Source organism: Novosphingobium sp. CECT 9465 (assembly GCF_920987055.1).
Lineage (GTDB): Bacteria > Pseudomonadota > Alphaproteobacteria > Sphingomonadales > Sphingomonadaceae > Novosphingobium.
Genome location: NZ_CAKLBX010000001.1, coordinates 972,965 through 990,395 on the forward strand (window position 1 = coordinate 972,965; position 17,431 = coordinate 990,395).

Sequence of the window (17,431 nt, forward strand, 5' to 3'; positions counted from 1 at the left end):
GGGGATGAGTCGGCACTGCGTGATGGCGCAGGGCCGGAGGGTGGCGCTTTTGTCCGCATTCGGGGTGTCTGGGTGGCGGGAGGTCCGGCAAATTTCGTGGGACAGGGCTTTTCGCCAAAGGGCGAAAAAGGCCGCTATGTCCTGCCTGCGGACTTTCGCGCCGATGTGTTCGCCGCCTCTGACAACACCCGCATCCTGTGCCTCGACAAGCACCCGCGTCTGCCGTGTCTGGTCGGCTTCGGCCTTTCGCGCCTTGCTGAATTTGCCGCAGAGATCGACCGCGAGGAAGAGAAGCAGTTGCGTCTCGGCAACGATTTCGATCGCGATATGGCTGAGGCGCAGGTCTATGGGTTTTACCGCGCCAGCTTCGATGAAAGCGGCCGTTTCGTCCTGCCCGAACACCTCGCGGAACTCGGCGGAGTGGAGGACGGCCTGTTCTTCCAGGGCGGTGGGCGACAGTTCACGATCTGGAATCCTGATGTCCTGGCCCAGCAGGGAGCAGGTTGGGCCACCGCGCAAGCCGGGTGCCGGGCCAAGATGGCCGAAGCTGCCAAGGGGAAGCGCAAGTGAGTGCACCCCTGAATCCTGACGGTCGCGCTCCGCATATCCCCGTGCTGCTCGACGAGGTGGTTACGGCGCTTGATTGCAAGCCGGGTGACCTGATCGTCGATGCCACGTTCGGGGCAGGCGGCTATACGCGCCGCCTGCTGGAATCCGGCGCAATCGTTCATGCTTTCGACCGCGATCCCGATGCGATTGCGGCGGGACAGGGCTGGGGAGAAACCTGTGGAGAACTTCCGCGCCTGATTCTCCATCCCCGCCGTTTTTCCGAACTTGCAGAAGGGCTTGCCCAGGCCGGAATTGCGGGTGTCCACGGTGTCGTGTTCGATATTGGAGTAAGCTCCATGCAGCTTGATCAGGCAGCGCGGGGATTTGCGTTTTCATCCGATGGCCCCTTAGACATGCGCATGTCGCAGGAAGGGCTGAGTGCAGCCGATTTCCTGAATGAGGCTGACGAGGGGGAAATAGCGGACGTTCTCTATCGCTATGGCGAAGAACGCCAGTCGCGCCGGATTGCCCGCGCCATCGTTGCCGCCCGCCCGCTGACCACGACCGGACAATTCGCGGCGGTTGTGCGCAAGGCGCTGCATTATCGTCCTGACATCAAGGGACCGAAAGCGCAGAAGGACCCGGCCATTCGCAGCTTTCAGGCCGTGCGGATTCACGTCAACGGCGAACTCGACGAACTGATCGAAGGGCTTGCCGCGGCGGAAAAGGTGCTGCTGCCCGGTGGCCGGATTGCGGTGGTCAGCTTCCACAGCCTTGAGGACCGGATCGTGAAGCAGTTCCTGCGCGATGGTGCGGGTGCCGTGCCGTCAGGATCGCGCCATTTGCCACAGATGCAGGCCAAGGCGCAGCCCGTCTTCGAAAAGCCATCGGCTGCGATCCGCCCGACCGAGGAAGAGGAAGTGCGCAACCCGCGTGCGCGTTCCGCCACCTTGCGCTGGGCGGTGCGGACGTCTGCGCCGGCGCGCATTTCCGGGGGGAGGGTAGCGGCATGATCGCATCGGCCAATCGACTTCGCTCCGCAGGCTGGCTCGTGCTGCTGGGGTTGTGTGTTGCGCTTGTTCTTGTGCTGGCGTTCCGCGTCAACGCGCTGCGCAGCCAGATCCACCATGCCGAGGCGCGTATCGTCGCGCTCAAGCAGGACAAGATGTATCTCGAAACCGAATTCGAGACGCGCGCCAATCAGCAGCAGCTCAAGATCTGGAATGATGTGGAATTCGGCTATGCCGCGCCCAATGCCAGCCAGTATCTGGAAGGCGAGCGGCAACTGGCGGCGCTGAGCATGCCGACGACGGCGGGCGCGCCCGAACCGATCCGCGTGGCCAGCGTCGATGACAGTGTGATTGCCTCTGCCGCGTTTCCCGCGATGGTCTCACCGCTTTCGGGCAAGGCGCTGGATGGCGATGACGGCAAGGTCGCAGCGGACGAGAACGATGCGGTCCGCCCGGTTCGCATGGATCACGACGAAGCCGTAGTCACCTTGAAGGAACGGCTGGGCAAAGTCGTCGAAGTCGCGCCGCGCAAGCCGGTGCGCAAGGAGACTGTTTCCGAGAAGGAGCGGGCCGAAAAGCCGGAGAAGAAGGCCCCGGCCAAGGCTGAACAGGCCAAATCCGGCTCCAAAACTGCAAAGCCCAAGGCCAAGCCCGTCGAAGTTGCGGAAAAGTCGGCCCCGAAAAAGGATAAGTCCGGCTCCGGCTCTCGCCCTGCCGCGCGCAAGGAGGCTAAGATCGCCACGTGAACGCCCTTACCGCATCAGCCGCCATCGCTTCGGGCCGGGTCCGCCTCGCCAATGTCCGCCAGCGATCGCTGGTGGAAGCCAAAGTGCGCGTGCTGGTCATCGCGTTCCTGTTCCTGCTGACCGGTGTTGCGGCCATGGGGCGCATCGCCCAGCTTGGCTTGTTCGAGGATGCGCCAGAGCGTCGGTCGCTGGCCGAGGCGCTGCTGCCGCCGCGCGGTGAAATAACCGATCGCAACGGTTTCCCGCTGGCGCGCGCCTTTCCCGCTTATGCCCTGTGGTATAATCCGAAAGCGCTTGGCGCTGCTGGAACACCGCTGGTCAAATCACCTGAGGAAGTGGCCGATGCGCTACTGCAGATTTTTCCCGATGCCGATCGGGCCGATCTGCTGCGTCGGCTGAAGTCCGACAGGCCCAGCTATCTGCGCCGCCGCGTGATGCCCGAAGATGCCAACCGCATCTTTGCATTGGGTGAACCCGCGCTGGAATTCCCGCGCGAGAACCAGCGCTATTATCCGCAAGGATCGCTCGGCGCGCATGTGCTCGGTTATGTCGATGGCGAAGGCAAGGGCCACGTCGGCATGGAGCAGGTGCTCGAAAAGCAATTGCTCGATCCGGCGCAGCGCGGTCGCCCGGTCGCTCTGGCCATCGACATGCGGGTCCAGGGGGCGCTGGAGGACGAACTCGGCCGGGGCATGATGGAGACCGAGGCCAAGGGTGCAGCCGGGGTGATCCTCGATGTCGATACCGGCGAAGTCGTTGCGCTGGCATCGTTGCCATCGTTCAACCCCAACCGTTCGGACATGGCCTACAACGATCTCGTGTTCAACAAGGTCACCAATCAGGTCTACGAACTCGGCTCCACGTTCAAGCCGCTGAGCGTTGCGGCGGCCATTGATGCGGGCGTGGTTACCGATCTTTCAGTGCGTTATCCCTCTGATCGTCCGCTGGAAATCGGCGGTTTCCGCATTCGGGACAGCCACAGCTTCGGGTCGTCGCTCAACGTGCCCGAAGCGCTGATCCATTCGTCCAACATCGTCACCGCGCAAGTGGCCGACAAGCTGGGCAGCGCAGGCCTCAAGCGCACGATGGCGGCGCTGGGCATGAATGAGCGCCCCTATATCGAACTGCCCGCCCGTGGCTTCCCGTTGTGGCCGCGCGGCAATGGCAAGGACGGTGAATGGGCGCGGATCACGACGATGACGGTCAGCTATGGCCACGGCATCGCGGTGACCCCGCTGCACTTGGCCGCGGCCTATGCCACGATGGTCAATGGCGGCGTCTGGCGTCCGGCCACGCTGTACAAGGTCGATCCCGCCAAGGTTCCCGCAGGGCGCCGCGTGTTCAAGGCATCGACCAGCGCGCGGATGCGCCAGTTGCTGCGGATGATCGTGGTGGACGGCACCGGCAAGTCCGCCAATGCCCCCGGTTTCCGCGTGGGCGGCAAGACCGGATCGGCTGAAAAGCCCGGCGGAAAGGGCGGTTACAACCGCACCTCGCTGGTCGCCACTTTCGCCGCGGCCTTCCCGATGGACAAGCCGCGCTACGTGGTGATCGCCATGCTCGACGAGCCGAAGGGCACGGCGGCCACATCGTTCCAGCGCACTGCCGCCTGGAATGCGGGGCCGATTGTCGGTCGCGTCGTTCCCCGCATCGGGCCTCTGCTGGGCATCATGCCCGACGACAGCCGCGACATCGATATTTCCGACCTTTCGCCGCTGGTCGGCAACGGGGACGGCGAATGAAGCTGGACGCGATCCTTGAAGCGGCCGGCTTTCCGGCGGCAGGCACGGATGCCAATGTCACCGGCTTTGCCATCGATCACCGCAAGGTCGCCCCCGGCACCGTGTTCGGCGCCTTTCCCGGTACGCGCTTCAATGGCGAGGATTTTATTGCCCATGCGGTGAAGGCGGGGGCGGTCGCCATTGTCGCGCGCCCTGAAGCCCACGTGGAAGGCGCGGTTCACGTCGCCGATGCCGAGCCACGCCGGGCCTTTGCGCAGCTTGCCGCGCGGTTCTTCCAGCCGGTGCCCGAAACCGTGGTGGCGGTGACCGGCACCAACGGCAAGACTTCCACCGTCGAGATGACACGCCAGATCTGGCGCATGGCGGGCTATTCCGCCGCGTCCATCGGCACTCTGGGCGTGACCACGGCGGACGAGAGCGTGTCCACCGGCCTGACCACGCCCGATATCGTCACGTTCCTTTCGAACATGACCGGCCTTGCCCGCGAGGGGGTGACGCATGTTGCTTACGAGGCGTCCAGCCACGGTCTTTCGCAGTACCGCAATGAGGGCCTGCGCGTCGTCGCGGGAGCCTTCACCAATCTCAGCCGCGATCACCTCGATTATCATGCGACGATGGAAGATTACTTCGCGGCCAAGATGCGGCTGTTCGATCATGTCGTCGAAGATGGCGGCACCGCCGTCGTCTGGATGGACGATGAATGGTCGGACAGGGCGGTAGACCATGTCCGCAAGCGCGGGCTGCGCCTGGTCAGCGTGGGCGAGAACGGTACGTCTATCCGCCTTGTTTCCCGCAACCCCACGCAGCTTGGCCAGACCCTCGAAGTGGAATGCGAAGGCATGGTCCGCAAGATCAACCTGCCGCTGATCGGGGCCTATCAGGCGGCCAATGCGCTGGTGTCAGCGGGGTTGGCTATAGCCTCAGGGCTGGAAGCCGCTATGGTGCTCGATACGCTCGGAAGGTTGCAGCCGGTGCGCGGGCGGCTTGAACGCGCGGCAATCAATCGGGCAGGGGCGCCGGTCTATGTGGACTATGCCCATACCCCCGATGCCATCGACGCCGCGATTGCCGCGCTGCGCCCGCATGTGAAGGGGCGGCTGATTACCGTGTTCGGCGCAGGCGGAGACCGCGATGGCGGCAAGCGCCCGGAAATGGGCCGCGCGGCATGCGCGGGATCGGATGTGGTGATCGTCACCGACGACAATCCGCGTGGTGAAAACGCCGCGGAAATCCGCGCGGCCGTTCTTGCCGGATGCAATGGCCGCGCGCGTGAGATCGGTGATCGACGCAGCGCGATTGCCGCAGCCATTTCCGAGGCGGGTCGCGACGATATCGTGCTGGTCGCGGGCAAGGGGCATGAACAGGGGCAGATCATCGGACGGGGCGATGCGATGCGCGTCCTGCCGTTCGACGACGTGCAGGTTGCAAGGGAGTGCACCACATGACCGCTCATCCGGCGCTGATCGAATGGCCTGAAGACGCTGCGGATTCAGCAGGCCTCGCACTTTGGACCAGTGATGAGGTTGCGCGCGCAACCGGCGGGCGGGCAAGCATTTCCTTTGCCGTGTCCGGCGTCGAAATCGACAGCCGCGATGTGGTGGAAGGGGACCTGTTCTTTGCGCTGAAGGGCGAAAGTTCGGACGGACACCGCTATCTGGATGGTGCTTTCGGCAAAGGTGCGGCAGGGACCGTCGTCGAACACGCCTGTTTCGGTCCGCATGTGCTGGTTCCAGATACTTTCGCGGCGCTTGAGGCGCTGGCAAAAGCCGCGCGAAACCGGGTGGATGCGGGCATTATCGGAGTCACCGGCTCAGCGGGCAAGACCGGGGTGAAGGAAGCGCTTTACGCCGCGCTCGACCGTTCGAGCCGGGGCCGCGCGCATCGTTCGGTCAAGAGCTACAACAACCACGTCGGCGTTCCGCTCAGCCTGGCGCGGATGCCTGCTGCCACGCGCTTCGGCGTGTTCGAAATGGGCATGAACCATGAAGGCGAACTGGCCGCTCTGACGCGGCTGGTTCGGCCGCATGTGGCGATAGTAACGACCATCGCACCTGCCCACATTGGTTATTTCAGTGGCGAAGAGGCGATTGCCGACGCCAAGGGCGAAATTTTCGAGGGGCTGGAGCAGGGTGGCGTCGCCATTGTGCCCGCCGATAGTCCGCATTTCGAGCGGCTGCGCGCCAAGGCCGCGCTTCACGCCGCGCGCGTCGTCAGCTTCGGCACCCATGCCGATGCCACCGTGCGCCTTCTGGATGCGGTTGCCGCTCCCGGCGGCGGTTCGCTGGTCACCGCCGATCTTGGCGGGCGCAAGGTGTGCTACACGATTGCACAGCCCGGCGCGCACTGGGTGCTCAATTCGCTGGCGGTGATGGCGGCGGTTGATGCCATCGGTGGCGATCTGGGCGCGGCGGGGCTGGCTCTGGCGGAACTCGAAGGCCTTGCCGGGCGCGGTGCGCGGCACACGATTGCGGCGAGTGGCGGCGATGGTTCGGGCAAGGCGCTGCTGATCGACGAGAGTTACAACGCCAATCCCGCCTCTATGGCGGTCACGCTGCAACAGCTTGGGCAAACGCCAGCGACGCGTCGCGTGGCGATCCTTGGCGCGATGCGTGAACTGGGGGCCGAGGAGGCGCGCTATCATGCCGAACTCGCCGGGCCGGTTGCACAGGGCAAGGTTGATCGCCTGATCCTTGTCGGTGCCGAAATGGCGGCATTGGCGGACGCGCTGGGGAAAAATATGGGCACCTCGCTTGCCGCTGCGATCGATGTGGCGCATGTGCAAAACACGAAGGAAGCGCTCGATTGCCTTGCTGCAGACGGCGTGCGCGGGGGTGATGCCATCCTCGTAAAAGGGTCGAATTCGGTCGGACTGGGCGCTCTCGTGCGCGCCCTTACCGCCAGGGAACAATGAATGCTCTACCTGCTGGCGCAATGGCTTCAATTTGAGGGATTCAGCAACCTCATCCGCTACCAGACGTTTCGTGCCGGGACGACACTGGTAACCGCGCTGGTGATCGGCCTGATCATCGGGCCGCGCTTCATCAACATGCTGCGTGTGCGCCAGGGCAAGGGCCAGCCGATCCGCGAAGACGGGCCGCAAACCCACCTTGCCAAGCGCGGTACGCCGACGATGGGCGGGCTGATGATCGTCACCGCGCTCACCCTGTCGCTGATGCTGTGGGTCGATGTCAGCAGCCGTCTGGTGTGGGCCTGCGTCGTGGTGACGCTCGGCTTCGGCCTGATCGGGTTTCTGGACGATTACGACAAGGTCACCAAGTATGCGCACAAGGGTGTGCCCGCCAAAGTGCGCCTTGCCGGGGAGTTCGTGGTCGCTGCCATCGCCGCGTGGCTGGCGGTGGGCGAGACCAACCTTTACGTCCCGGTGTTCAGCAATCTCTACATTCCGCTGGGACCGTTCTATTACCTGTTCGCGATCTTCGTGATCGTGGGGGCGGGCAACGCGGTGAACCTGACCGACGGTCTTGATGGGCTGGCGATCATGCCGGTCATCATCGCGGCGGGCACGTTCGCGATCATCGCCTATCTTGCCGGTCGAACGGACTTTGCCGACTATCTGGGCATTCCGCATGTGAAGGGCGCGGGCGAACTGGCGATTTTCTGCGCGGCGATGATGGGGGCGGGCCTTGCCTTCCTGTGGTTCAATGCCCCGCCTGCCGCCGTGTTCATGGGGGATACCGGCAGCCTTGCCCTGGGCGGTGCGCTGGGCGTGATTGCGGTCGCCGCGCATCACGAAATCGTGCTGGCCATCGTCGGCGGTCTGTTCGTGATGGAGGCGGTTTCGGTGATCGTGCAGGTCGCGGTCTACAAGCGCACCGGCAAGCGCGTGTTCCGCATGGCTCCGATCCACCACCACTTCGAACAACTCGGCTGGAAGGAATCGACCGTCGTCATCCGCTTCTGGATCGTGTCGATCGTGCTCGCCCTCGTCGGCCTAGCCACGCTGAAGGTGCGATGATCGTTTCGGCCGCCTTTGCGGGCAAGCGCCTTGCGGTGCTGGGCCTTGCGCGTTCGGGCGTGGCCAGCGTCGAAAGCCTGCTGGCGAGCGGCGCGCAAGTGACGGTGTGGGACAGCCGCGAGGAACCCCGCGCCGCATTCGAAGGGCGGGCCGATATTGCCGATCCGCTCGCGATCGATCTTGCCGGATTCGATGGCGTGGTCGTCTCGCCGGGGGTTCCGCTGAACCGTCATCCGATTGCCGATCATGCCCGTGCTGCCGGAGTTCCGGTGATCGGCGATATCGAACTGTTCGCGCAGGCCCGCGTCGATCTTCCCCCGCACCGCGTCGTCGGGATTACCGGGACCAACGGCAAATCGACCACGACCATGCTGGTCCACCACATCTGCGCGGCTGCCGGCCTACCGGTGCGGCTGGGCGGCAACATCGGGCTGCCGATTCTGGCGCAGGACCCGCTGCCCCAAGGCGGGGTCTATGTGCTGGAACTATCGAGCTACCAGATCGATCTTACGCAAAGCCTTGCCTGCGATGTGGCCGCGCTGATCAACCTCAGCCCCGATCATCTTGACCGTTATGACGGGTTCGCGGGCTATGCCGCATCGAAGGCGCGGCTTTTCCAGATGCAGCGTCCCGATCAGCATGCCGTGTTCGGCTGCGGCGACGAACATACGCTGAAGATTGCGGGCGAGGCATCGGTCCGTCATGATGCTGGCACAGTTCATGTGGTTGAGCCTGCCGGGTTGTCGGGGCAGACCGATTGGCCATCGCTGCAAGGCCCGCATAATCTTCAGAATGCTGCCATAGCGGTGGAAATCGTGCGCCAGCTTGGCATTGGCGAGGATGTGTGGCGTCCCGCGCTCGCCAGTTTCGTCGGTTTGCCGCACCGCATGGAGCGTGTGGCCGAGGCGGACGGTGTGCTTTATGTAAACGACAGCAAGGCAACCAATCCTGCCTCTACCGCGCCCGCGCTGGGGGCCTATCCGCGCATTCACTGGATCGTGGGTGGCCTGCCCAAGAGCGACGATCTTGATGAATGCGTGCCCTATTTCGGGCATGTCGTCGCGGCTTATACCATTGGCGAGGCAGGGCCGCGCTTCGCCGAAACCCTTGATCCGGTCATGCCAGTCACGCGCAGCGAAATGTTGTGCGATGCAGTGCGGCAGGCGATGGACGCGGCGCGGCCGGGCGATGTCGTCATGCTTTCGCCCGCCTGCGCCAGCTTCGACCAGTTCCGCGATTTCGAGGCGCGCGGCGACAGCTTCCGCCAGATCGTCGAAGCCCTGATCGAGGATCGTGGCGCGCCCTGTCCGCCTGGTGCAGCCGCATGAGCACGACGCCCACGCCGACACGGCTTGTCACCACGACCATGCCTGAAGGCGGCGTCCGCGTGGTCGGGCATGGCGCGCGGTTCCGCCGCAGCCGCCGCAGCGAACTGCTGATCTGGTGGCGCGAGATCGACCGGGTGCTACTGGGCCTCATCCTGTTTCTGGTGGCCATCGGCACGATTGCCGTGGCAGCGGCATCGCCTGCCAGCGCGCACCGCTTGTCCACCTCCACCAAATCGCTGGGCGATCTGTATTTCTTCTGGATTCACTTGCGCTGGGTGGCGTTCGGGATGGTCGCGATGTTCTTTGCGTCCGTCCTGCCCAAGGAGGCCGCGCGGCGCGGCGCGATCATCCTCGCCGCGGCGATGGTGGTGGCGCTTGTGCTCGTCCCGCTGGTCGGCAGCGAGGTGAAGGGGGCCAAGCGGTGGCTGTGGATCGGGTTCAGCCTTCAGCCTTCGGAATTTCTCAAGCCCGGCTTCGCCATTGCGATTGCATGGATACTGTCCTGGCGGGTCCGCGATCCCAATATCCCTGTGATCCCGATCACGTTGGCGATCATGGGGCTGGTCGGCGCACTATTGATGGCGCAGCCGGACTTTGGATCGACCGTGCTGTTCGGCGGGGTCTGGTTCGTGCTGGTGCTTCTTTCCGGCCTTTCGATCAACAAGGTGCTGTGGTCGATGGGCGGGGGCGTGCTGCTGGTGATCGCTGCGTACTTCCTTTATCCCAATGCCACGCACCGGATCGATGCGTTCATTTCGGGCGGCAGCGAATTCGATCAGGTCGATCTTGCGATGCGGACACTGCTGAACGGTGGGTGGAGCGGGGCGGGGCTATGGCTTGGCAGCCGGAAGAATGCCCTGCCCGAAGCACACACCGACTATATCTTTTCGGTGATCGGTGAGGAATTCGGGCTGATTGCCTGCGCGGTGGTGGTCGTGGTCTATTGCGCTATCGCGTTGCGCGTGCTGATCCGCCTGCTCGATGAGGAAGATCTGTTCACGATCCTGGCGGCGGCGGGGCTTACCGCACAACTGGTCGGGCAGGCCTTCATCAACATTCTGGTGAACCTGCAACTCTTCCCCTCGAAAGGCATGACCCTGCCCCTGATCAGCTATGGCGGATCGTCCACCATTGCGCTGCTGCTGGGTGTTGGCCTGCTGCTGGCGATTACCCGCCGCAATCCTTTCCTGACGCGGGAAAAGTTCGACATTTCGGAACTGGTGCGCAAATGACAGGCAGCGTTTCCCGACATTATGTGCTGGCCGCTGGCGGCACGGGCGGTCACCTGATCCCGGCGTTCGCGCTGGCGGTGGAGCTTGAGCGGCGCGGGCATCACGTTGCGCTGGTGACTGACGAGCGTGGCGCGAAAATTCCCGGCAAGCCCGATTTCCTGCCCGCGCATGTTCTGCCCGCTGGCCGTCTCGGCAAGAACCCGGTGGCGCTGTGGAAGGGCTTGCGCGCAATTCTGCAAGGGCGCGCGATGGCGCTGCGCCTGTTCGAAAGCTTCCAGCCTTCGTGCGTGATCGGCTTTGGCGGCTATCCCGCGCTGCCCGCCTTGCTGGCGGCGCGCTCGGCAAAAATCCCGACCGTCATTCACGAACAGAACGCCGTGCTGGGGCGGGTCAACCGCTTTCTGGCAAAGCGGGTGGATGTCATCGCAACCGCCTACGGGGAGGTTGAACGGCTTGATCCCAAGTTGTGGGGCAAAGTTCACCGCGTCGGAAATCCGGTGCGCCCGGAAGTTCTGGCGCTGCGTGGCGAGCCTTTCCCCGAATTCACCGAAGACAGCCTGTTCCGTGTGCTGGTGACCGGCGGCAGCCAGGGCGCCTCGATCCTGTCCGAAGTTGTGCCCGATGGGCTTGCGATGCTTCCGCCTGCGCTGCGCCATCGTCTGCAAGTGACTCAGCAGTGCCGCCCGGAAGACCTTGAAGCCGTTCGCGCGCGTTATGCCGCACATGAAATCCCCGCCGAACTTGGCACCTACTTCGAGGACATGCAGGCGCGGCTTGCGGGTGCGCACTTGTTCATCGGCCGGGCGGGGGCATCGACCATCGCGGAATTGACCGCCGTGGGCCGCCCCGCGATCCTGATCCCGCTGCCCATCGCAACGGACGATCATCAGGCCGCCAACACGCGCGAGATGGTGACCGCAGGCGGCGCGCGGGCGATCCGCCAGACCGGGTTCACCCCCAAGGAACTTGCCAAGCAGATACAGACGATGGCCCAGCATCCCCATACTCTTGCCAACGCCGCCCATGCCGCATGGAACTGCGGCTTGCCCAACGCGGTCAGCGATCTTGCCGATCTGGTCGAAAGCTTCGGGGCGGAACCGATCATGGACGTGATGCGCGTCGATACCCGCGCGTCGGCTGCTTCCGGGGCTGCCTCCGGTCAGGAGCAACTGGCATGAAGGGCGTCGGCACCGAGATCGGGAAAATCCACTTTGTCGGAATCGGCGGCATTGGCATGTCCGGCATTGCCGAAGTCATGCACAACATGGGCTATGCGGTGCAGGGGTCGGACATGGCGGAAAGCTATGTCGTGGAAGGCCTGCGTTCGCGCGGGATCACCGTGATGATCGGCCAGCGCGCCGAAAACGTCGATGGCGTTGCCGTTGTCGTAACCTCGACTGCGGTGAAGCGCGACAATCCCGAAGTCGTCGCCGCGCTTGAAAACCGCATTCCGGTCGTCCGCCGCGCGGAAATGCTGGCCGAACTGATGCGGCTGAAAAGCACGGTTGCGGTGGCGGGAACGCATGGCAAGACCACCACCACCTCGATGATCGCCTGTCTGCTCGATGCGGGCGGCGTGGACCCGACCGTGATCAACGGCGGCATCATCAATTCCTATGGCTCCAACGCGCGCCTGGGCGATAGCGACTGGATGGTGGTCGAGGCGGACGAGAGCGACGGATCGTTCCTGCGGCTCGACGGCACTTTGGCGGTCGTCACCAACATCGATCCCGAACACCTCGATCATTATGGCAGCTTCGACAAGGTGAAATCCGCCTTTGTCGAATTCATCGAGAACGTGCCGTTCTATGGCGCGGCCATGCTGTGCATCGATCATCCCGAAGTGCAGGCGATCATCCCCAAGGTGCGCGACCGCCGCGTGGTGACGTACGGTTTTTCCGCGCAGGCCGATGTGCGGGGCGAGGCGGTAACGCCGATTCCGGGCGGCAACCGCTTCGATGTGCTGCTGCGCCAGCGCGATGGTTCGTTCCGGCGGATCGATGGTATCGAACTGCCGATGCCGGGCCGTCATAACGTGCAGAACGCGCTCGCCGCCGTGGCGGTCGCGGTGGAAATGGGCGTTTCGGATGATCTGGTCCGCACCGGCTTTGCCAAGTTCGGTGGGGTCAAGCGCCGGTTTACGAAGGTGGGCGAGGTTGGCGGTGCTACCGTGATCGACGATTATGGCCATCACCCGGTCGAAATCCGCGCCGTGCTTGCTGCTGCGCGCGAAGGTGTGCCCGTTACAGGATCGGGAGGCCGCGTGATTGCGGTCGTCCAGCCGCACCGCTTTACCCGGCTGCGCGATCATATGGAAGAATTTCAGGGCGCGTTCAACGATGCCGATGTGGTCTACGCCGCGCCAGTCTATGCTGCGGGCGAACAGCCGATTGCGGGCGTGGACAGCGCCACGATGGTCGAGGGCATCAAGGCGCGCGGCCACCGCAGCGCGCACCTGATCGATGGTGCCGATGCACTGGCGAAGGAACTGGCGGGCACCGTGCAGCCGGGCGATATGGTCGTTTGCCTTGGCGCGGGCGATATCACCAAGTGGGCGGCCGGGCTGGCCGATGCGATCGCGCGCGAGAGGGCGGCGGCGTGACGTTGAAGACACCACCCCCAACCCCCTCCTCTGAAGAGGAGGGGGCTTCCACTCACCCCCTCCTCTTCAGAGGAGGGGGCCGGGGGGGGGTGTCTTCTGAAATCAGGGGCAAACTCACCCCCAACGCTCCGCTCGCTCCGCTGGTGTGGTTCAAATCCGGCGGCACGGCGGACTGGCTGTTCGAGCCGAAAGATGTGGCCGATCTCCAGCACTTCCTCGCCGGTCTTGCGCCGGATGTGCCGGTCATGGCACTGGGTCTTGGCTCCAACCTGATCGTGCGCGATGGCGGGGTTCCGGGCGTGGTGATCCGGCTGGGCAAGGCTTTCGCGAAGGTCGAGAAAGTGGACGGGGTCACGCTCAACTGCGGCGGCGGGGCCAGCGGCATTCTGGTGTCCTCCACCGCGCGCGATCACGGCATCGCGGGGCTGGAATTCCTGCGCTCCATCCCCGGCACGGTCGGCGGGTTCGTGCGGATGAACGGCGGGGCTTACGGCCGCGAAGTGAAGGACGTGCTGGTCGATTGCGACGTGGTGATCCGCTCCGGTGAAATCGCCACGCTGCCGCTGTCGGAACTTGGCTATACTTATCGTCACTCCGATCTTGTCGATGGCTGCGTCGTTGTTGCCGCGCGGTTTCGCGGCGAACCCGGTACGCCAGACGCCATTCAAGCCGAAATGGACCGCATCAGCGCCGCGCGTGAAGCCTCGCAGCCGCTGCGGTCAAAGACCGGCGGCTCCACGTTCAAGAACCCCGATGGCGCGCGCGCATGGGAACTGGTGGACAAGGCCGGTTGCCGGGGATTGACCATGGGTGGGGCGCAGGTCAGCGAGAAGCATACCAACTTCCTCATCAACACGGGCACCGCCACCAGCGCCGAGATCGAGGAACTGGGCGAGGAGGTGCGCCGCCGCGTGAAAGATCACGCAGGTGTGGACCTTGAATGGGAAATCAAAAGGATCGGCCGCAAGTGACTCTCCCGAAACTCCACGTCGCAGTCCTTATGGGTGGCTGGTCGAGCGAGCGCCCGGTCAGCCTGATGTCGGGCGAGGGCGTGGCCAAGGCGCTTGAGTCCAAAGGCCATCAGGTAACGCGGATCGATATGGACCGTGATGTGGCCCTGCGTTTGGCTGAGGCCAAGCCTGACGTCGTGTTCAACGCGCTGCATGGCACGCCGGGCGAGGACGGCTCGATTCAGGGCCTGATGGATATCATGGGGCTGACCTATACGCATTCGGGCCTTGCCACCTCGGTCATCGCGATCGACAAGGAACTGACCAAGCAGGCGCTGGTGCCGCATGGCATTCCCATGCCCGGCGGACGGATCGTGAAGACGCAGGAACTCTACCGCGCCGATCCGCTGCCGCGACCTTATGTGCTCAAGCCGGTCAATGAAGGATCGTCGGTTGGCGTTGCCATCGTGACGGCGGATGGCAACTATGGCGATCCGATCAGCGCCGATGCCAAGGGGCCGTGGCAGGAATTCGACGAACTGCTGGCCGAACCGTTCATTCGCGGGCTGGAACTGACCACGGCGGTGATCGGTGATCGTGCCCTGCTGGTCACCGAACTCAAGCCCAAGTCCGGCTTCTACGATTTCGATGCCAAATATACCGAAGGCATGACCGATCACATCTGCCCGGCGCAGATTCCCGACGAGATCACCGAAGCCTGCAAGGACATCGCCCTGCGCGCGCACAGGCTGCTGGGCTGCAAGGGCACCAGTCGTTCCGATTTCCGCTGGGACGATCAACAGGGGATCGAAGGGCTGTTCCTGCTGGAAGTGAACACCCAGCCGGGGATGACCCCGCTCAGCCTGGTGCCTGAACAGGCCAGAACGCTGGGCATGGATTATCCCGATCTGGTCGAGGCGATCATCGCCGAAGCCATCAACGATGCCGGAAAGGGCTGATCATCATGGCGCAGACGATCAAGCGGGGCGGCAAGGGTGTGCGACGCGCGGCAGCCGCGCGCACGACGCAGCGCAAGGTCCAGACCGCGCGCCAGCAGACCGGCTCGATCCTTGACAGCGTGATGCGCTGGCTGCCGTTCAGCGAAGAGACGCTGCACCGGATCGTGATGACGCTGATTCTTGCGGTGGCGGCCGCGCTGGTATGGACCGTGGCGGTGATGGCCGGCATCCCGGCGCTGGCATCCGAACAGGCAGCGCTGATCGCCTCGGATGCGGGCTTCAAGGTCAGCCATCTTGAGGTACGTGGCGTCAATCGCATGAACGAATTGAAGATCTACGAACGCATCCTTGGCCAGAACGACCGGGCGATGACCACGCTGGATCTGGGTGGGTTGCGCGATGAACTGAACGAATTGCCATGGGTCAAGGACGCCCGCGTATCGCGCAAGCTGCCCGATACGCTGGTGATCGACATCGTCGAGCGCAGCCCCCACGCGGTGCTGCGCAAGCCCGACCGGATGGTGCTGATCGACGAGACCGGCGCCGAACTCGAACCGATCAAGCAGGATCGCGCCAAGGGCATGCTGGTGCTGGCGGGGCCGGGCGCGGGCAAGCGCGTCGAGGACCTTTCGCACCTGCTCGAAGCCGCGCCCGCGCTCAAGCCGCAAGTGTCCGAAGCCGAATGGGTCGGCAACCGCCGCTGGAACCTGACGTTCAAGACCGGGCAAGTGCTCGCCCTGCCCGAAGGTGACGACAAGGCGGCGGGCGCTTTGCTCAGCTTTGCACGGATGGACGGCGTCAATCGCCTGCTCGGCGGCAAGGTTGCCGCGTTCGACATGCGCGCGCCTGACCGCATCTATATGCGCGTACCTGGCCATGCCGATGAAGTTGCGGCTGAAAAGCGCGCGGCCGATCAGGCCAAGGCCGAGGCCAGGCGCGAACGGGCCGCCGCGAAGTCCGCGTCCGCCAAATCAGACGAGGGTTGAGCCAGGGATCATGGCTGCTCCGCGGATTTCAAAGGTTTTCGCTGCCGTAAACATCGGTTCGTTTCGTGTGTCCGCGATGATCGCGGGGCTATCCGAAACGGGCGAGATGGTGGTGCTGGGATCGGGCCACCGCGCCGCGCAAGGCATCAAGCGCGGCTATGTGACTGATATGCAGGCCGCAACGCATTCCGTGCGCGATGCGATCGAACGTGCCGAAAAGATGGCCAATATAGGCATTCAGAAGGTGTGGATCGGCTGTTCGGGGGCGGGGCTGGCCAGCACCACCACACGGGTCGAGGTCGAGATTGGCGGGCGCCGGATCGAACAGGACGATATCGAACACCTGCTGGTGGCCGGGCGCGAGCGGATCGAGCCGGATGGCCGCACGGTGCTTCATGCCCAGCCCGCGCATTACACGCTGGACGGCGCGCACGGCGTACCCAATCCCAAGGGCCTGCATGCCGAACGGCTTGCGGTCGATATCCATGTGATGCTCGCCGATGGGGCGCCAATCCGCAATTTGCGGGAAGCGGTGCAGAACGCGCACCTTGATGTCGAGGCCGTGGTAGGATCGCCCATCGCCGCAGGGCATGCCTGCCTTACCCCGGAAGAACGCGAACTGGGCGTGGCGCTGGTTGAATTCGGCGCGGAAGTGACGACGGTTTCGGTCTATGCCGCCGGAATGCTGCTGGGCATGCAGGTGATCCAGTATGGATCGGGCGACATTACCGATGCCATCGCATCGGCCTTCGGGATTCGTCGCTATCAGGCAGAGCGGCTGAAATGCATGTCAGGCTCGGCCATAGCCAGCCCGGCCGATCATCGCGAGATGATTCCGGTCAACGCGCCGGGCGATCCCGAAGGAGGGCCGGTGGCGCGCCACGCCGATGACAAGAACCGCATCCCGCGCGCCGAACTGATTTCGGTGATCACCCAGCAGCTTGGCTTTTTTACCGAAGAGGTATCCAAGGCGCTGAAGGCGATGGGATTTGTCGGGCAGACTGGGCAGCAGGTGGTGCTGACCGGGGGCGGTGCGCAATTGCCGGGGCTGGCCGATTATGCGCAATCGGCGCTCGGTCGGCCCGTGCGCATCGGTTCTCCGCCGACGATGCTGGGCCTGCCGCCCGGTCACGCGACGCCAAGCTCATCGACTCTGGTCGGCCTTGTCCTGTTCGCGGCGGCCGATCCGGTCGATATCCGCGCTATCGGTCCTGACTATACGCCGACCGGAAGCTACAAGGGCATGAAGTTGCTGAGTCGGCTCTGGCGGGCGCTTCGGGACTATTTCTGATGACGTTATCCATCAATTCGCCTCTGAAATGGGGGAATCAGATAGAGTCATCGTGCTGCA

Annotated in this window: 15 protein-coding genes; all 15 read left to right on the top strand. The window is 64.2% G+C overall.

The features are described from left to right. Window positions 1–96 precede the first annotated feature (96 nt). The 15 genes from LUA85_RS04765 to ftsA all read left to right on the top strand — a co-directional run bounded on the left by LUA85_RS04765 (window position 97) and on the right by ftsA (window position 17,371). On the top strand, window positions 97–570 hold the full coding sequence (locus tag LUA85_RS04765; RefSeq protein ID WP_231467405.1) for a division/cell wall cluster transcriptional repressor MraZ: 474 nt from the start codon (window positions 97–99) through the stop codon (window positions 568–570). Continuing rightward, entirely contained in the window at window positions 567–1,562 is a 996-nt protein-coding gene (gene rsmH / locus LUA85_RS04770; RefSeq protein ID WP_231467407.1) for a 16S rRNA (cytosine(1402)-N(4))-methyltransferase RsmH, read from the top strand. Before LUA85_RS04765 ends, rsmH begins: the two co-directional genes overlap by 4 nt. Further along, window positions 1,559–2,305, top strand: coding sequence for a hypothetical protein (locus LUA85_RS04775; RefSeq protein ID WP_231467409.1), 747 nt, complete (start codon window positions 1,559–1,561; stop codon window positions 2,303–2,305). The genes rsmH and LUA85_RS04775 overlap by 4 nt, the downstream gene beginning before the upstream one ends. Then, entirely contained in the window at window positions 2,302–4,047 is a 1,746-nt protein-coding gene (locus tag LUA85_RS04780) for a penicillin-binding protein 2 (RefSeq protein ID WP_231467412.1), read from the top strand. Before LUA85_RS04775 ends, LUA85_RS04780 begins: the two co-directional genes overlap by 4 nt. Beyond that, window positions 4,044–5,492 (top strand): UDP-N-acetylmuramoyl-L-alanyl-D-glutamate--2,6-diaminopimelate ligase, encoded by a 1,449-nt coding sequence (locus LUA85_RS04785; RefSeq protein WP_231467413.1) that lies wholly within the window; start codon window positions 4,044–4,046, stop codon window positions 5,490–5,492. Before LUA85_RS04780 ends, LUA85_RS04785 begins: the two co-directional genes overlap by 4 nt. After that, window positions 5,489–6,958, top strand: coding sequence for a UDP-N-acetylmuramoyl-tripeptide--D-alanyl-D-alanine ligase (gene murF / locus LUA85_RS04790; protein ID WP_231467415.1), 1,470 nt, complete (start codon window positions 5,489–5,491; stop codon window positions 6,956–6,958). Before LUA85_RS04785 ends, murF begins: the two co-directional genes overlap by 4 nt. Continuing rightward, window positions 6,959–8,023, top strand: a complete 1,065-nt coding sequence (gene mraY / locus LUA85_RS04795; protein ID WP_231467417.1) for a phospho-N-acetylmuramoyl-pentapeptide-transferase — start codon at window positions 6,959–6,961, stop codon at window positions 8,021–8,023. It begins immediately after the preceding gene. Then, window positions 8,020–9,351 (top strand): UDP-N-acetylmuramoyl-L-alanine--D-glutamate ligase, encoded by a 1,332-nt coding sequence (gene murD / locus LUA85_RS04800; protein WP_231467419.1) that lies wholly within the window; start codon window positions 8,020–8,022, stop codon window positions 9,349–9,351. The genes mraY and murD overlap by 4 nt, the downstream gene beginning before the upstream one ends. A 38-nt stretch (window positions 9,352–9,389) precedes the next feature. After that, window positions 9,390–10,583, top strand: a complete 1,194-nt coding sequence (locus LUA85_RS04805; RefSeq protein ID WP_231471769.1) for an FtsW/RodA/SpoVE family cell cycle protein — start codon at window positions 9,390–9,392, stop codon at window positions 10,581–10,583. Further along, window positions 10,580–11,761 carry an undecaprenyldiphospho-muramoylpentapeptide beta-N-acetylglucosaminyltransferase gene (gene murG, locus LUA85_RS04810; RefSeq protein ID WP_231467422.1) on the top strand — a complete coding sequence of 394 codons (1,182 nt, stop codon included), beginning with the start codon at window positions 10,580–10,582 and terminating at the stop codon, window positions 11,759–11,761. Before LUA85_RS04805 ends, murG begins: the two co-directional genes overlap by 4 nt. Beyond that, on the top strand, window positions 11,758–13,185 hold the full coding sequence (gene murC / locus LUA85_RS04815) for a UDP-N-acetylmuramate--L-alanine ligase (RefSeq protein WP_231467424.1): 1,428 nt from the start codon (window positions 11,758–11,760) through the stop codon (window positions 13,183–13,185). The genes murG and murC overlap by 4 nt, the downstream gene beginning before the upstream one ends. Before the next feature lie 89 nt (window positions 13,186–13,274). Further along, window positions 13,275–14,156 (top strand): UDP-N-acetylmuramate dehydrogenase, encoded by an 882-nt coding sequence (gene murB, locus LUA85_RS04820; RefSeq protein WP_231467426.1) that lies wholly within the window; start codon window positions 13,275–13,277, stop codon window positions 14,154–14,156. Beyond that, window positions 14,153–15,094 (top strand): D-alanine--D-alanine ligase, encoded by a 942-nt coding sequence (locus LUA85_RS04825; protein ID WP_231467428.1) that lies wholly within the window; start codon window positions 14,153–14,155, stop codon window positions 15,092–15,094. Before murB ends, LUA85_RS04825 begins: the two co-directional genes overlap by 4 nt. Before the next feature lie 5 nt (window positions 15,095–15,099). Next, entirely contained in the window at window positions 15,100–16,080 is a 981-nt protein-coding gene (locus LUA85_RS04830; RefSeq protein ID WP_231467430.1) for a cell division protein FtsQ/DivIB, read from the top strand. A gap of 10 nt (window positions 16,081–16,090) precedes the next feature. Further along, a complete protein-coding gene (ftsA, locus tag LUA85_RS04835; RefSeq protein WP_231467432.1) occupies window positions 16,091–17,371 on the top strand; it encodes a cell division protein FtsA in 1,281 nt (426 codons plus the stop codon). Window positions 17,372–17,431 lie beyond the last annotated feature (60 nt).

Bases quoted from the DNA above. Each gene is read 5' to 3' on its own strand.
- LUA85_RS04785 (WP_231467413.1), top strand. From the start codon at position 4,044: ATGAAGCTGGACGCGATCCTTGAAGCGGCCGGCTTTCCGGCGGCAGGC.
- ftsA (WP_231467432.1), top strand. From the start codon at position 16,091: ATGGCTGCTCCGCGGATTTCAAAGGTTTTCGCTGCCGTAAACATCGGT.
- murG (WP_231467422.1), top strand. From the start codon at position 10,580: ATGACAGGCAGCGTTTCCCGACATTATGTGCTGGCCGCTGGCGGCACG.
- LUA85_RS04775 (WP_231467409.1), top strand. From the start codon at position 1,559: ATGATCGCATCGGCCAATCGACTTCGCTCCGCAGGCTGGCTCGTGCTG.
- LUA85_RS04830 (WP_231467430.1), top strand. From the start codon at position 15,100: ATGGCGCAGACGATCAAGCGGGGCGGCAAGGGTGTGCGACGCGCGGCA.
- mraY (WP_231467417.1), top strand. From the start codon at position 6,959: ATGCTCTACCTGCTGGCGCAATGGCTTCAATTTGAGGGATTCAGCAAC.
- murF (WP_231467415.1), top strand. From the start codon at position 5,489: ATGACCGCTCATCCGGCGCTGATCGAATGGCCTGAAGACGCTGCGGAT.
- murC (WP_231467424.1), top strand. From the start codon at position 11,758: ATGAAGGGCGTCGGCACCGAGATCGGGAAAATCCACTTTGTCGGAATC.
- LUA85_RS04805 (WP_231471769.1), top strand. From the start codon at position 9,390: ATGCCTGAAGGCGGCGTCCGCGTGGTCGGGCATGGCGCGCGGTTCCGC.
- murD (WP_231467419.1), top strand. From the start codon at position 8,020: ATGATCGTTTCGGCCGCCTTTGCGGGCAAGCGCCTTGCGGTGCTGGGC.